This is a genomic window from Streptomyces sp. NPDC048182 (genome assembly GCF_043202555.1).
Lineage (GTDB): Bacteria > Actinomycetota > Actinomycetes > Streptomycetales > Streptomycetaceae > Streptomyces.
This window is the reverse complement of sequence record NZ_JBIDAQ010000012.1, coordinates 62547-76609: the sequence shown is the minus strand read 5'-3', so window position 1 is coordinate 76609 and position 14063 is coordinate 62547. Positions and strand designations below refer to the sequence as shown.

At 73.9% G+C, this 14063-nt stretch carries 16 protein-coding genes and 1 pseudogene; 8 read left to right on the top strand and 9 right to left on the bottom strand.

What is annotated here, in order from left to right:
- Positions 1 to 122 precede the first annotated feature (122 nt).
- Both ACGFZL_RS22780 and ACGFZL_RS22775 read right to left on the bottom strand, forming a co-directional pair.
- Positions 123 to 770, bottom strand: a complete 648-nt coding sequence (locus ACGFZL_RS22780; RefSeq protein WP_393694219.1) for a response regulator — start codon at positions 768 to 770, stop codon at positions 123 to 125.
- A complete protein-coding gene (locus tag ACGFZL_RS22775) occupies positions 767 to 1969 on the bottom strand; it encodes a sensor histidine kinase (protein WP_393694217.1) in 1203 nt (400 codons plus the stop codon). Before ACGFZL_RS22775 ends, ACGFZL_RS22780 begins: the two co-directional genes overlap by 4 nt.
- 144 nt (positions 1970 to 2113) lie before the next feature.
- Here ACGFZL_RS22775 and ACGFZL_RS22770 point away from each other — a divergent pair, with 144 nt between their 5' ends.
- Entirely contained in the window at positions 2114 to 2659 is a 546-nt protein-coding gene (locus ACGFZL_RS22770; RefSeq protein WP_393694215.1) for a hypothetical protein, read from the top strand.
- Positions 2660 to 2675: 16 nt separating this feature from the next.
- Here the strand turns inward: ACGFZL_RS22770 and ACGFZL_RS22765 are convergent, their stop codons facing one another.
- Genes ACGFZL_RS22765 through ACGFZL_RS22755 form a run of 3 tightly spaced genes read right to left on the bottom strand, consistent with a single transcriptional unit; the run spans position 2676 to position 4845 of the window.
- Entirely contained in the window at positions 2676 to 3248 is a 573-nt protein-coding gene (locus tag ACGFZL_RS22765; protein ID WP_355169836.1) for a cob(I)yrinic acid a,c-diamide adenosyltransferase, read from the bottom strand.
- 13 nt (positions 3249 to 3261) lie between these two features.
- Positions 3262 to 4011, bottom strand: a complete 750-nt coding sequence (locus ACGFZL_RS22760) for an ABC transporter permease (protein WP_393694452.1) — start codon at positions 4009 to 4011, stop codon at positions 3262 to 3264.
- A gap of 45 nt (positions 4012 to 4056) precedes the next feature.
- Complete coding sequence (locus ACGFZL_RS22755) at positions 4057 to 4845, bottom strand: ABC transporter ATP-binding protein (protein ID WP_393694213.1); 789 nt, start codon at positions 4843 to 4845, stop codon at positions 4057 to 4059.
- An 81-nt stretch (positions 4846 to 4926) separates the two neighbouring features.
- Between ACGFZL_RS22755 and ACGFZL_RS22750 the strand changes: the two genes are divergently transcribed.
- Positions 4927 to 5601, top strand: coding sequence for a TetR/AcrR family transcriptional regulator (locus ACGFZL_RS22750; RefSeq protein ID WP_393694211.1), 675 nt, complete (start codon positions 4927 to 4929; stop codon positions 5599 to 5601).
- Here the strand turns inward: ACGFZL_RS22750 and ACGFZL_RS22745 are convergent.
- Positions 5556 to 6656: a sensor histidine kinase gene (locus ACGFZL_RS22745; protein ID WP_393694209.1), complete on the bottom strand. Its 1101-nt coding sequence runs from the start codon at positions 6654 to 6656 to the stop codon at positions 5556 to 5558. The two genes, ACGFZL_RS22750 and ACGFZL_RS22745, sit on opposite strands and share 46 nt — an antisense overlap.
- A complete protein-coding gene (locus ACGFZL_RS22740; protein WP_393694207.1) occupies positions 6649 to 7329 on the bottom strand; it encodes a response regulator transcription factor in 681 nt (226 codons plus the stop codon). Before ACGFZL_RS22740 ends, ACGFZL_RS22745 begins: the two co-directional genes overlap by 8 nt.
- 364 nt (positions 7330 to 7693) lie before the next feature.
- Here ACGFZL_RS22740 and ACGFZL_RS22735 point away from each other — a divergent pair, with 364 nt between their 5' ends.
- The 4 genes and pseudogenes from ACGFZL_RS22735 to ACGFZL_RS22720 all read left to right on the top strand — a co-directional run.
- Positions 7694 to 8128, top strand: a complete 435-nt coding sequence (locus tag ACGFZL_RS22735) for a M15 family metallopeptidase (protein ID WP_393694205.1) — start codon at positions 7694 to 7696, stop codon at positions 8126 to 8128.
- Positions 8125 to 9117: an endonuclease/exonuclease/phosphatase family protein gene (locus ACGFZL_RS22730; protein WP_393694203.1), complete on the top strand. Its 993-nt coding sequence runs from the start codon at positions 8125 to 8127 to the stop codon at positions 9115 to 9117. Before ACGFZL_RS22735 ends, ACGFZL_RS22730 begins: the two co-directional genes overlap by 4 nt.
- Positions 9118 to 9357: 240 nt before the next feature.
- Complete coding sequence (locus tag ACGFZL_RS22725; RefSeq protein ID WP_393694201.1) at positions 9358 to 9501, top strand: hypothetical protein; 144 nt, start codon at positions 9358 to 9360, stop codon at positions 9499 to 9501.
- Positions 9502 to 9560: 59 nt separating this feature from the next.
- Positions 9561 to 10200 (top strand): annotated as a pseudogene (locus tag ACGFZL_RS22720) (alpha/beta hydrolase); the annotation flags it as partial.
- Positions 10201 to 10219: 19 nt separating this feature from the next.
- Here ACGFZL_RS22720 and ACGFZL_RS22715 read toward each other — a convergent pair.
- Together ACGFZL_RS22715 and ACGFZL_RS22710 are read right to left on the bottom strand one after the other, a co-directional pair.
- Positions 10220 to 11035 (bottom strand): helix-turn-helix domain-containing protein, encoded by an 816-nt coding sequence (locus ACGFZL_RS22715; RefSeq protein WP_393694199.1) that lies wholly within the window; start codon positions 11033 to 11035, stop codon positions 10220 to 10222.
- Positions 11036 to 11045: 10 nt separating this feature from the next.
- A complete protein-coding gene (locus ACGFZL_RS22710; RefSeq protein ID WP_393694197.1) occupies positions 11046 to 12074 on the bottom strand; it encodes an SDR family oxidoreductase in 1029 nt (342 codons plus the stop codon).
- Between the two features lie 452 nt (positions 12075 to 12526).
- On the opposite strand from ACGFZL_RS22710, the gene ACGFZL_RS22705 reads away from it, so the two are divergent.
- Together ACGFZL_RS22705 and ACGFZL_RS22700 are read left to right on the top strand one after the other, a co-directional pair.
- The gene (locus tag ACGFZL_RS22705) at positions 12527 to 13375 is read left to right on the top strand and encodes a 3-hydroxyacyl-CoA dehydrogenase family protein (protein WP_393694195.1); all 849 of its coding nucleotides are present in this window, start codon (positions 12527 to 12529) and stop codon (positions 13373 to 13375) included.
- 144 nt (positions 13376 to 13519) lie between these two features.
- Positions 13520 to 13843, top strand: coding sequence for an STAS domain-containing protein (locus ACGFZL_RS22700; protein ID WP_393694193.1), 324 nt, complete (start codon positions 13520 to 13522; stop codon positions 13841 to 13843).
- Positions 13844 to 14063: the final 220 nt, after the last annotated feature.

Genomic DNA, 14063 nt, shown 5'->3' with positions numbered 1-14063 from the left:
GCTGCGCCTCCTTATGTGGGGATGTCGACACGGGCCGACTGAGCCATCGGCCCGCAGTGCCGCGAGAATAGAAAGGTCTGGACCAGAGGTCAATAGGTCTGGACCAGTGTCCCGATGGCCCGTTAGATCCCCAACTCCCGAGCGAGCACCGCCGCTTGCATCCGGCTGCGCAGCTCCAGCTTGGCGAGCAGACGGCTGACGTGGGTCTTCACCGTCCCCTCGGCCATGTCGAGCCGCTCCGCGACGGCCGCGTTGGACAGGCCCTCGCCGAGGCAGGCGAGGACCTCGCGCTCCCGCCGGGTCAGGGCGTCCAGGGCCGACCGGTCCACGGCGTCGTCGCGCGAGCGGCCCCGACCGGCGGCGAACTCGGCGATCAGCCGGCGGGTCACGGCCGGGGCGATCAGCCCCTCCCCCCGGGCGACCGTTCGCACCGCCTCGACCAGCCCCCGCGCGTCGGTGTTCTTCAGCAGGAAGCCGACGGCGCCGGCCCGCAGCGCCCCGAACACGTACGCGTCCAGGTCGAAGGTGGTCAGCACCAGGACGTCCGCGCTCCGGTCCGCGACCACCTGGCGGGTGGCCGACACGCCGTCCAACTTCGGCATCTGGACGTCCATCAGCACCAGGTCGGGGCGGAGTTCCCGGGCCAGCCGGACGGCCTCCTCGCCGTCCGCGGCCTCGCCGACCACCTCGATGTCCGGCGCGCTGTCCAGGATCAGGACGAGGCCGGCGCGCACCGCCGCCTGGTCCTCGGCGACGACGACACGGATCACGTCAGGTCTCCCTCGGCGAGGGGGATGCAGGCCCGCACCACCCACCGCGTCCCGCCTTCGGCGTGCTCGGGCCCGGCCGCGAAGGTGCCGCGCAGCAGGGCCGCCCGCTCCCGCATGCCGACCAGGCCGGCGCCGGACCCGGGGGCGCCGGGCGCCGCGCGATCGCCGTAGGGGCTGGTCACCGTCACCACCAGGGCGCCGTCCTGCCGGTCGAGCGTCACCCCGACGGGGCCCTCGGCGGCGTGTTTGAGGGCGTTGGTCAGCGACTCCTGCACGATGCGGTAGGCCGCCAGCTCCACCGGCGCGGGCAGCCCCTCGCCGGGCGCCGCCTCCAAGGTGACGTCCAGGCCGCCCGCGCGGACCCCTGCCACCAGGGAGCCGAGGCCGTCGAGGGTCGGCACGGCGGCCGGTCCGGCGTCCCCGCCGGTGTCCCGCAGGATGCCGATCAGCCGCCGCATCTCGGCCAGTCCGGCGACGCTGTTCTCCCGGATCACCCCGAGGGCGCGACGGGTGGTCGCCGGCTCGTCGAGCGAGAGCGCGGCGGTGGCGTGGATGGCGACGGCCGACAGGTGGCCCGCCACCAGGTCGTGCAACTCCCGTGCCATCCGGGCGCGTTCCGAGGTCACCGCCTGCACCCGGTCCTGCTCGGCGAGGAGCGCGGTCTGCTCGGCGCGCAGCCGGGCGGCGTCGGCCGCCACGCGGTGGTCGCGCACGACGAGGCCGGTGGCGGCGGGCGCGAAGGCCACGATGCCGAACACCACCCCGACCAGCAGCGCCTCGGGCACCCGCCACACCGCGTACGGCACCACGGTGGCGGCCACCGTCAGCAGGCCCGCGACCCAGGGGATGCGGCGGGCCGCGGCGGGGGTGCCGTACAGCACCGCGGCGTACACCAGGTCGGTGTACATCACCGCGGTGGCCAGGCTGCCCTGCGTGAACAGGTCGGCGACGACGGCGGCGGTGCCGGCCAGCAGGGCGGTGCGCGGGGCGACCCGGCGCAGCAGCTCGCAGCCGGCCGTCACGGCCAGCGGGACCAGCGGCGGCCAGTGGCCGTCGACCAGCACGGGCGACTGGCCCGCGAGCCGCACGGGCAGTCCGAGGGCCCACAGCAGCAGCCCGCCGAGCAGTCCGCCCGCGGCGGCGCACACGTCGACGCGGTGCGGGCGGGGGAGTCGTACGGCCGTGACCATGACGTCCATCCAACACCGCCCCCCGCCCGGTCGCCTGCTGCCCCAGGAGGGGCCCGGACTGCGTCTTTCGATGTACCGGCGGCTCGTCACCGGCGACGACGACCGCGGTGGCGGGACGCGGCAGCCTGGTGGGACGACCGAGAGGAGCGCACCGTGATCGTCACACTGGTCGTCGTCTGCGAGGTCGGCTTCTGGGTGCTGCTCGCCGCCGGCCTCGCCGTCCGCTACCTGCTGCGCATGCGGCGCACCGGCCTGGCACTGCTGCTGTGCGAGCCGCTCCTGGAGGTCGTGCTCCTGGTCGCCACCGCCGTCGACCTGCGCGACGGCGCCGAGCCGAGCTGGGAGCACGGCCTGGCCGCCCTGTACATCGGCTTCACCGTCGGCCACGGCCACCGTACGGTGCGCTGGCTCGACGGCCACGCCGCCCACCGCCTCGGCGGGGCAGCTGAGCCGGCCGGTCCGCCGCGCTACGGCATGGCCCGCGCCCGGTACGAGGGCCGGGTATGGCTCGGCACACTGACCGCCGCCGCGGTGGCGACGGCGCTCCTTCGGGCGGCCATCTGGTACGTCGACGACCCGAGCCGCACCGGCTCCCTGGAGACCTGGCAGGCCACGGCCTGGCGGGCGGCCGGCATCCACGGGCTGATCGCGCTGACGTACGCGATCTGGCCGAAGCGGGCCCCGCGGGACACGCCCTAGCGGCCCGGGGCCCCTCCTAGCGCTCCCCGCCCGGTACCCACAGCACGTCGCCCAGTTCCTTGTTGGCGGTGCGGGCGAGGATGAAGAGGAGGTCGGAGAGGCGGTTGAGGTAGGTGGCGGTGAGGGGGTTCATCGTGTCGCCGTGCTGCTCCAGGGCCGCCCAGGTGGAGCGTTCGGCGCGGCGGACCACCGTGCAGGACTGGTGCAGCAGGGCCGCGCCGGGGGTGCCGCCGGGGAGGATGAAGGAGCGGAGTTTCTCCAGGTCGGCCAGGAAGCGGTCGCAGTCGGCCTCCAGCTTGTCGACGTAGGACTGCTCGACGCGCAGCGGCGGGTACTCCGGGTCCGGCACCACCGGCGTCGAGAGGTCCGCGCCCACGTCGAAGAGGTCGTTCTGCGCCCGGACCAGGACCTTCACGACCTCCTCGTCGAGGCCGCCCAGGGCGATCGCGGTGCCGATCACCGCGTTCGCCTCGTTGGCGTCGGCGTACGCGGCGATGCGGAGGTCCGTCTTGGGGACCCGGCTCAGGTCGCCGAGGGCGGTGGTGCCCTTGTCGCCGGTGCGGGTGTAGATGCGCGTCAGGTTGACCATACGTCCAGGGTATTCACGCCCCGGCGGTCCGGAAGACGCGTGTGCCCACCGTCACGGAGAGGGCGGTGAGGGCGACGGTGACGAGGGTGCCGTAGAGCATGTGCGCGGTCGCGTAGTGGCCGACGTAGGCGTCGCGCACGGCGTCCACCAGGTAGCGGAACGGCATCAGGTGCGAGAGCACGTCCAGCCACGCCGGTCCCAGGGTCATCGGCAGCATCAGCCCGGACAGCAGCATCGACGGCATGGTCAGCGCGTTGACCGCCGGCCCGAACTCCTGCGGCGTGCGCACCTTCATCGCCAGCGCGTAGGACAGCGCGGCCAGGGAGAGGGTGAGCAGGGCGACGAAGACGAAGCCGATGAGCACCCCGGGCAGCGGGGCGCGCAGGCCCATCGCCACCGCCGCGAGCACCAGCAGCACCGCCTGGAAGGCGAACACGGTGGCGTCCCGCAGCACCCGGCCGAGCAGCAGCGCCAGCCGGCTGACCGGCGTGACCCGCATGCGTTCCAGGACGCCCTGGCCGTTCTCCAAGATGACCGCGAAGCCGGCGAACGAGGCCCCGAAGAGGCCGAGTTGCATCAGCAGCCCCGGCACGAGCAGCTGCCACGAGCTGCCGCTCCCGCCGAGCGGCAGGTCGGTCAGCAGGGGCCCGAAGAAGAGCAGGTACAGCAGCGGCATCAGGACGCCGAAGAGCAGGGCGAAGCGGGAGCGGAGGGACTGGCGGAGGTAGCGGCCGTAGACGAGGCCGGTGTCGTGGAGCAGCAGCATCTTGAGATCCCTGGATGGCTGGATGGCTGTATGGCTGTACGGCTATACGGCGACGGGGGGCGCGTCCGCCGGTGCGGTGGTGGCGGTGCGGCCGGTGATGGCGAGGAAGGTGTCCTGGAGGGAGGCGTCGGGCGCGCCGGCGTAGCGGAGCTTCAGGGCGCTCGGGGTGCCCTCGGCGGCGACCACGCCCCGGTCGACGACGACCAGGCGGTCGGCGAGGGCGTCGGCCTCGTCCAGGTAGTGGGTGGTGAGGAAGACGGTGGTGCCGTGCTCGTCGCGCAGCCGGCGGACCAGGTCCCACAGGGCGGCCCGGCTGCCCGGGTCGAGTCCGGTCGTCGGCTCGTCCAGGAAGAGCACCTTCGGGCGGTGCGTGAGCGCCATCGCGATGTCGAGGCGGCGCCGCTGACCCCCGGAGAGCGCGCCGCACTTGCGGTCGAGCAGCTCGGTGAGGTCCAGCTCGCGGGCCAGCTCCTCGGCGCGCTCGACGGCCCGGCGCTTCGGCAGCCGGTAGAGCCGGCCCTGGGTGACCAGCTCCTCCCGCACGCCGATCTGCGGGTCGACGCCGCCCGACTGGGCCACGTACCCGCAGGCCCGCCGCACCCCGGCCGGGTCGGCGGCGAGGTCGTGGCCGGCCACGGTGGCGGCGCCGCCGGTGGGGGCGAGCAGTGTGGTGAGCATGCGCAGGGTGGTGGTCTTGCCGGCCCCGTTCGGGCCGAGGAGGCCGAGGATCTCGCCCTCGCGGACGGTGAGGTCGATGCCGCGCACCGCCGCCACCTCGCCCTGCTTGGTGCGGAAGGTGCGGGCCAGTCCGGCCGTGCTGATGATGGGCATGCCGAGTAGGAAAGCAGAGTCCCTGTAATTTTGCAATCACCCCAAGTTTTCAGGGGCTCCAGCGAAGCTAGACTGCGGGGCATGGCCGAGGGACTCAGGGAACGGAAGAAGCGGCAGACCCGGCAGTACATCTCCGATGTCGCCACGGGCCTGTTCGTCGAGCGCGGCTTCGACGCGGTGACGGTGGCGGTGATCGCGGACGCCGCGAACGTCTCCGTCAACACGGTCTACAACTACTTCCCGGCCAAGGAGGACCTGTTCCTCGACCGCGCGTCGGGCGTCACGGACCGGCTGGCCCGCTGGGTGCGGGGGCGCCCGGCGGGGGAGTCGGCCGCCGCCGCGGTCCTGCGCGAGCTGCGCGAGGAGGTCGAGGCGGTCTCGCCGCGCGTCGGCCTCTTCGCCGGGTACGCCGCCTTCATGAAGGTCGTGGAGGAGGCCCCCACCCTGCGCTCCCGCCTCTGGGCCGTCGGCCAGGAGGTCCAGGCCACGTTGGAGGAGGCCCTGCGCGAGGAGAGCGGCGCCGGTCCCGAGGACCCCGGCGCCGACCCCTTGCCCTACCTCATGGCCGGCCAGCTCAGCTGGGCCCACGCCACGGTCATGGCGGCCATCGGCCGCGAGATGCTCAAGGGCCGCGCCCCGGCGGAGGTCTCCCGGGAGATCCTCGCCCTCCTGGACGACATCGAGGACGTGCTCGGCGAGCGGGTCCTCGGCTACGCGGTGCGCGGACCGGCGGGAGCCGCGCCGGAGGGCCGCTGAGGCAGCTCCACCGTCACGCGGAGGCCGCCGGCCGGGCGCGGCGTGAGGGTCAGGGTGCCGTCGTGGGCCCGGGTGATGGTCTGCGCGATGGCCAGGCCGAGGCCGGTGCCGGCGTGGTCGGTGTGGACGCGGTCGGTGCCGCGCCGGAACGGCTCGGTGAGGGTCGGGACGAGGTCCCGGGGGACCTGCTCGCCGGTGTTCTCGACGGTCAGCAGCGCGGAACCGGGGCGGACCCGGGTGGTCACCCGCACGGTGCCGTGCTCCGGCAGGTTGTGGACGATCGCGTTGTGCACGAGGTTGGTGGTGAGCTGGAGCAGGAGGGCCGGTGATCCGGTCGTCGGGGCGAACTCGCCCTCCGCCTCCAGGGTGATGGCGTGCTTCTCGGCGAGGGGGAGGAGCGTCTCGGTCGCCTCCTCGGCCAGGAGGGACAGGTCCACCGGTTCGCGGGTGAGGGAGCGCCGGTCGACGCGGCTCAGCAGGAGCAGCGCCTCCGTGAGGTCGATGGCCCGGGTGTTGACGGCGTGCAGGCGGTCGAGGAGCGGGTCGGCGGCGCGGTCCGGGTCGGCGCGGGCCACGTCCAGCAGCGACTTCGTGACCGACAGCGGGGTGCGCAGCTCGTGGGAGGCGTTGGCCGCGAACCTCTGCTGCGCGGCCACGTGCGCTTCGAGCCGCTCGAGCATGGTGTCGAAGGCGTCGGCGAGTTCGGCGAACTCGTCCTGGCGGCCCGGCAGCCGGACGCGGTGGGAGAGCGAGCCGTCCGCCGCCGCGCGGGTGGCGTGCGTGATGCGGTGCAGCGGGGCGAGCATGCGCCCGGCGAGGAACCAGCCTCCGACGAGCCCGAACACCAGCAGGAAGCCCATCGTCACGGCCGCCACGGGAGCGAAGTCGCGCGCGACGGAGAGGCGGTAGCCGGGCGCGAAGACGAGCCCGACGTGCCGCACGCGCGCCAGGAACCACGCCCCGGTCACCAGCATCAGGGTGCCGGCCACCAGGAGGAACCCGGTGTAGCTGAGGGTCAGCCTGAGCCGCGCGCTCAGCCCGGGCTCCCTATCCACGGCCGGCGCCCTCCCCGGTGTCGACCCGGTAGCCGACGCCGGGCACGGTGGCGATGAGCGAGGGTTCGCCGAGCCGCTTGCGCAGCGCCGAGACGGTGATCCGTACGGCGTTGGTGAACGGGTCGGCGTGCTCGTCCCACGCCCGGGCCAGCAGCTGCTCGGCGCTGACGACACCGCCCTCCGCGGCGAGCAGGACCTCCAGCACCGCGAACTGCTTGCGGGTGAGCGCCACATAGCGGCCGTCCCGGTGGACCTCGCGGCGGAACGGGTCGAGACGCAGGCCGGCGATCTCCCGCACGGGGGGCCGGGTGTGCGCCCGTCTGCGGTCGAGTGCCCGGAGCCTGAGCACCAGCTCGCGCATCTCGAAGGGCTTCGTGAGGTAGTCGTCGGCGCCGAGGCCGAAACCGGTGGCCTTGTCGTCGAGCCGGTCGGCCGCGGTGAGCATCAGGATCGGCAGGCCGCTGCCGGAGGCGACGACGTGCGCGGCGACCTCGTCACCGGAGGGCCCGGGGATGTCGCGGTCGAGGACGGCGATGTCGTAGCTGTTGACGTCCAGCAGCTCCAGGGCGGTGTGGCCGTCACCCGCGATGTCGGCCGCGATCGCGGCCAGGCGCAGACCGTCGCGGATGGCCTCCGCCATGAAGGGCTCGTCCTCGACGATCAGCACACGCATGTCCTCGATGCTACGAGCCGGCGCATATCGTCGGCGTATCGGAATCCGCATACGGGCCGGCAACACCGCGCCGCCTTCACTGGCCGCATGCACACTCCCTCACCAGCGCGAACACCGGTCCACCGGACACGCCGGCCGCTCGCCGCCGGGCTGCTCGCCGGCACGGCGGCGGTCACCGCGGCCTGCGGCGCCCCCGGGCAGGAGGCCCCGGCCCCGCGGCCCTCCGCGTCGCCCGCGGCCTCCTCGCCCGAGCCCTCCTCACCCGCACCACTCGCGTCGCCCCCGCGGGGCGCCGCGCCGCGACCACCGGGCCGGGCCGCCCGGCGCGGCCGGCGGCGCGGCGGTCGGCGAGGCCGACGGTGTCGTGCCCGACGGCGCGACGGTCTTCGACGACGCGGTCCCCGCCGTGGCCCGGCTCGACCCGGATCTCCTCGACGCCCTCCGCCGGGCCGCGAAGGCCGCCGCGGACGACCACGTCACCTTCCGCGTCAACAGCGGCTGGCGTTCCCCGGCCTACCAGGACCAGCTCCTGCGCGAGGCGGTCGCCACCTACGGCTCCGCGGCGGAGGCCGCCCGCTGGGTGGCCACCGCGGACACGTCCCCGCACGTCGCCGGGGACGCGGTCGACCTCGGCGGGTCCGGCGCCACGGCCTGGCTGGCCCGGCACGGCGCCGCGTACGGGCTGTGCCGGATCTACCGCAACGAGCCCTGGCACTTCGAGCTGCGCCCAGGCGCGGCCGACGCCGGCTGCCCGGCGATGTACGCCGACCCCACCCGGGACCCGAGGATGCGGCCGTGACCGCCGGTGCGCGGGACCGCCACGGCCCCTGGAAGCGTGGCCCGGTGCCGGCGGCGCTGGCGCTGCTGCTCGGTCTGCTGATGCTGCTGCACGCTTGGATCACCGACCGCGGCGGCCTCGGCAGCCTGGTCGAGACCTTCCTGCCGTGGTGCGGCCTGCTGGTCCCCCTCCTGCTGGCCTGGGCGCTGTGGCGCCGCTCCGCCGCCGCGGCGGTCGCGCTGCTGCTGCCGGCCGTGGTGTGGCTGCACCTCTTCGGCCCACTGCTCGGGGACAGGTCCCGCCCCGGCGGCGGCGACCTCACCGTGGCCGAGCACAACGTCGGCGACGCCAACCCCGACCCCTCCCGCACCGCCCGCGACCTGGCGGCCTCCGGCGCGGACGTGCTGGCCCTGGTGGAGCTGACCGAGCAGGCCGGGGGCACGTACGAGAAGGAGCTGGCGAGGACGTATCCGTATCACTCGGTGCAGGGCACGGTCGGGGTGTGGAGCAGGTACCCGCTGTCGGACACGCGGCCGGTCGACACCGCGATCGACGTCGGGCCGCTCGCGTCCGCCAAGCCGGCCGGCGTCCGGCTGGCCTCCAACCGGGCGCTGCGCACGACGGTGGCCACGGACCACGGCCCGCTGGCGGTGTACGTGGCCCACCTCGGCTCCGTACGGCTGATGCCCCGCGGGGGCTTCTGGACCGACAGCCGCGACCGCAACGCCCAGGCGCTCGCCGAGGCCCTCGCCACCGAGCGCAACGAGCGGGTGGTGCTGCTCGGCGACCTGAACGGCACCACGGACGACCGCGCGCTCGACGGCATCACCGCCCGACTGCGCTCGGCACAGGCCGAGGCGGGCGCCGGCTTCGGCTTCACCTGGCCGGCGACGTTCCCGATGGTCCGGATCGACCAGATCCTGCTCCACGGCGTGACGGCGTACGACGCCCGGGTCCTGCCGGCCACCGGCAGCGACCACCTGCCGGTGGTGGCGAGCGTCGGCTGGTGATCTCCCCGGTCGTCGGGTCACCGTGACAGACAGCGTAGTCGCGCCGCTTCTGGGCCGTGAACGTCACCGCGGGGCCGGCCGACGTGCCCTCCGCCGAGGCCGTCGCCGAGCGCGCCGCGACCGCGCCCCGGGACCGCGAGGCCCTGGCCGCACAAGCCGGCCGCCGTCGGCCTCGTCGCCACGGAGGGCCGCGCCTGGCGCCTCACGCTGGACGGCGGCGGTGCCCGGTTCGCCGCCGGCGTGGGCCAGGACGTGGCCGACGTGTCCGTCCGGGGCACGGCCGGTGAGCTGGTGCTCCACCTCCACGACCGTGTCCCGGCGGACGCCCTGCGGATCGACGGGGGCCCGGGGGTGCTGGACCTGCTCCGCGCCTGGGAGGGCTAGGGCCTGCCCGGAGTCGTCATGACGTGGGGGAAAAAGGAGTTGGGGGGTGATCGTCAGCCGTGTCCGGGGTCCCCGGCGTCCTCTGGTCGCCGGCTTCCGGCGCCGACCGCGCGCCCCTGGTGCTGATGGCCCACGGCGGCGGCAACCACAAGAAGCACCCGGCGATGTCCGGCCGTGCCCGGCGCCTCGTGACCGGCTGCGGTTTCCACGTCGCCGTCATCGACGCGCCCGGTCACGGCGACCGGCCGCGCACAGCGCACGACGAGGCGGAAATCGCCGAGCTGTTCCGGGCGAGGGCGGCGGGCGAGCCGGAAGGCCCGATCGTCGTCCGCTACAACGACCACCTGGCCGAGCTCGCCGTGCCCGAGTACCAGGCGACCCTGGACGCCCTCCAGGAACTCCCGGAGATCGGCACCGATCGAACCCAGGATCACCGCCGCGGTCTTCGGTCAGCACTGGCCCGACACCCTGGCCGAGAAGGCGCGGCAGATCACCATCCCCGTCGAGTTCGACCTGCAGTGGGACGACGAGCACATCTCGCGCGAGGAAGGTCTCGCCCTGTTCGACGCCTTCGCCTCGAAGGAGAAGTCGTTGCACGCGAACTCGGGCAGGCACAAGGAGCTGCCCAGGTTCGAGGCCGACAGCGCGGTCCGGTTCTTCGCCCGGCACTTCGGTCGAGCGGTCACTTCGCCGGCCTGACCTGACCGGTCGCGCGTGGTCAGAGGCTGCCGAGGAGGGCCAGGCGCTCGGCCGTGGGTGAGCCCTGGTCGGCGTAGTAGACGATGATCAGCTGGTGGGCCTGCGCGCGCGCCAGCTTCTCGTAGCGCAGGTCGAGTTCGCCGACGAGCGGGTGGTCGAGAAGGGTGCGGCCGGTGTCGCGGCGGCGGACCTCGCGGCGGGACCACAGCGTGCGGAACCGCTCGCTGGCGACGGTGAGTTCACCGATGGTCTCCAGCAGCTCCGGGTCGGCCTCGTCGACGTCGATCATCGCGCGCAGTCCCGAGACGGCCTTCGCCGTCATGTCGTCCCACCGGGGGTAGAGGCCGCGCATCTCGGGTTCGAGGAAGGCCGCCCGCAGCGGGTTGTGCCCGACGGCGAAGAAGGGGCACAGCAGCACGGCCAGCCGGTTCGCGGCGACGACCCGTCCGCTGGGGCCCTGGATGTAGGCGGGGGTCTGCGGCCAGCTGTCCAGCAGCGGTTGCAGATCGCCCTGGTTCCCGCGGGCGCGGCCCCGCGGCCTGCGGGCGGGCGGGGCGCGGTGGGCGAGACGGTGCAGGTAGGCGACGGCGTCCTCGTCCAGCCTGAGGGCGCCGGCCAGCGCGGTCAGGATCTGGTCGGAGGGGTTGAGGTTGCGGCCCTGTTCCAGGCGCAGGTAGTACTCGGGGCTGATGCCGGCGAGCTGGGCGACCTCCTCCCGGCGCAGCCCAGGGACCCGGCGCCGCGCGCCGACGGGCAGCCCGGCCTCTTCGGGGCTGACCTGCCCACGCCGGGCCCGGAGGAAGTCGCCCAGGGTGTCGGCCGTCTCGCCTGCCATGCGCTCGACGCTAACCGCTCAGCAGCCCGAGGCGGACCAGGCTCTCCGCGGTGGCCACGACGGCGTCCTCGTTGGACCGCGGCGACCAGTCCAGCTCCTTGCGGGCCTTCGCGGCGGAGGCCCGGCGCACCACGCCCAGCTGCGGCACCGTCTCCCGCAGCGCGGGCCTGAACGCGGCCAGCAGGCGCAGCAGCCAGGCCGGGGCGGTGCCGGTGGGGGCCTTGGCGGCTGCCGCGCCGAGCCGCGCGCGCAGTGCCAGGGCGATGTCGTGGAAGGAGACCGGCTCGCCCGCGAGCGCCAGGTACCGCTGCCCGGCCGCCTGCGGCGCGGTCATCGCACGCAGGTGCAGGTCGGCCGCGTCCCGGACGTCCACCGTGTTGGTCCAGATCGGCGGCGCGGCCCGCATCCCGCCGGTCAGCATCGCGTGGACGATGCGGATGGACGCGGAGTAGTCCGGGCCGAGGACCGGGCCGAAGATGCCCACCGGGTTGACGACCGCCAGCTCCATGCCGTCGCCCTCGCGCTCGACGAAGTCCCAGGCGGCCCGCTCGGCGATCGTCTTGGACTTGACGTACGCGGACACCCCCGGCCCGTCGGTCCGCGTCCAGTCGTCCTCGGCGAAGGTCCGCGCGGTCGGGCCGTGGCCGTAGCCCACCGCCGCGAAGGAGGAGGTCAGCACGGTGCGCCGGACCCCCGCGTCCCGGGCGGCGCGGAGCACCCGCAGCGCCCCGTCACGGGCCGGGACGATCACCTCGTCCTCGTGCGCGGGCTGCCCGGCGGGGAACGGCGAGGCCACGTGCAGGACGTGGTCGGCTCCGTGAACGGCCCGGTCCCAGCCCCGGTCCGCGGTCAGGTCCGCCGCCACGTAGGCGACTTTGTCCGCGCCCGGGGCACCGGCCACGGCGAGCATCCGCTCGACGTCGGGCCGTCGGGACAGGGAGCGGACCGTGGTCGTGACGGTGTGCCCGGCGGTCAGGAGCTGCGCGATGGTGTGGGAACCCAGGAAACCGGTTCCGCCCGTGACGAGTACATGTGCCATGTGCCCATGGTCGGCGGCCGGATTGTCCGGTTCCAGATCCCGCCGGTACCAGTACTCCCAGGGACAGGCTCAGCGCCGCCCAGGCGAGCGTGCCCGTCTTCACGGCGGCCACGAGGCCGGACCAGGAGGCGTCGGTGAAGAGGAGGGCGGGGCCGTCGGGGGGCGGTCCGGAGCAGGCCCGGCGGCGCGCTCACCGCGTGGTGCCACAGGCTCATCGCCTCCGGCTCGAGTCTCCGCGACGAGTGCGTGACTGTCCGGACATCGAGCGTATCGACCGGCCGTCCCCCGGTGGGGCGATTCCGTCGATTCGGTCCCTCAACTCCCCGCATCCCCGGCGTTGGTGTGATGTCCGCCGATTGAGACGTGACGCGCGTTACTTACCGGTCACACAGCGGCGCGGGACCGCTAGGGTCCGCCGGAGAAGCGAAGTCCATAGCGTTCAGGGAGTCGGAGTGGCACGCAAGCTCGCCGTCATCGGGGCCGGTCTCATGGGGTCCGGCATCGCCCAGGTCTCCGCGCAGGCGGGCTGGGACGTCGTCCTGCGCGATGTCACCGACGAGGCCCTCAAGCGCGGCACCGACGGCATCCGGGCCAGCTACGACAAGTTCGTCGGCAAGGGCAAGCTCGCCGCCGAGGACGCCGAGGCGGCGCTCGCGCGGATCACCCCGACCACCGACCTGGACGCCGTCGCGGACGCGGACGTCGTCGTCGAGGCCGTCTTCGAGCAGCTCGACGTCAAGCACGGCATCTTCCGCGAGCTGGACAAGCTCGCCAAGGAGGACGCCGTGCTGGCCTCCAACACCTCCGCCATCCCGATCACGAAGATCGCGGCGGTCACCGAGCGCCCCGAGCGGGTCGTCGGCGTGCACTTCTTCTCGCCGGTGCCGATGATGCAGCTGGTGGAGCTGGTCCGGGGGTACAAGACGAGCGACGAAGCCCTCGCCACCGCGCGGGAGTTCGCCGAGTCGGTCGGCAAGACCTGCATCGTCGTCAACCGGGATGTCGCCGGGTTCGTGACCACCCGGCTCATCTCCGCCCTGGTGGTCGAGGCCGCCAAGCTGTACGAGTCGGGCGTGGCGAGCGCCGAGGACATCGACCTCGCCTGCAAGCTGGGCTTCGGGCACGCGATGGGCCCGCTGGCCACGGCCGACCTGACCGGCGTCGACATCCTGCTGCACGCCACCGGCAACATCTACACCGAGTCCCAGGACGAGAAGTTCGCCCCGCCGGAGCTGATGCGCCGGATGGTGGACGCCGGTGACATCGGCCGCAAGAGCGGGCAGGGCTTCTACACGTACTGAGGTCGAACCCGTCACGCACGATCACCCCCGAGGCGTCACACGCAGGGGTGAATTCGGTATCGGTTCGCTTACAAACAGCAACCACGCCGCCACGCGCACAGTCAGAGGTTGTCAGAGCTACGAGACGCACGCCGGGGAGCGCATATGCACATCAGGGGCGACCACGTCGAGCTGGTCGTCGGGGGCCGCCTCGACGTCCGCAGCGCGGCGGACGCCCGTACGGTCCTGCATTCGGCCGTCGACGACGGAGTCGGCGACCTGGTGCTCGACCTGTCAGAGCTGGACTCCTGGGACGCCACCGGACTCGGGGTGATCATGGGGGCCCACCGGCGGGCCGGCCGGTGCGGGCGCCGCCTCGTGCTGCGCGGGGTGCCGACGCAGATGCAGCGGCTGCTCGTCGCCACCCGGCTGCACCGCATCCTCGCCATCGAGGGCGGCATCGGTCTGGAGTCCCTGCCCCGGGTGTGACGCCCGGCGTCATGGGTGTGACGCCGTCTCCACCGGACCGGCACACGCAATCCTCACGAGACCGTGACCTCCGGGCCGGTCCGGCCGAGCGGGCCGTCGGTGATACTGGCCGGAGGTCCGGGGTCTGCTCGCCCATGGACCAGGAACCCGCCCGGCGGGCCCGGACCAGAAGCGACAGCGTGGTGTGCGGCACGGACGGGAGGGCGGTCCCGACCGGGAC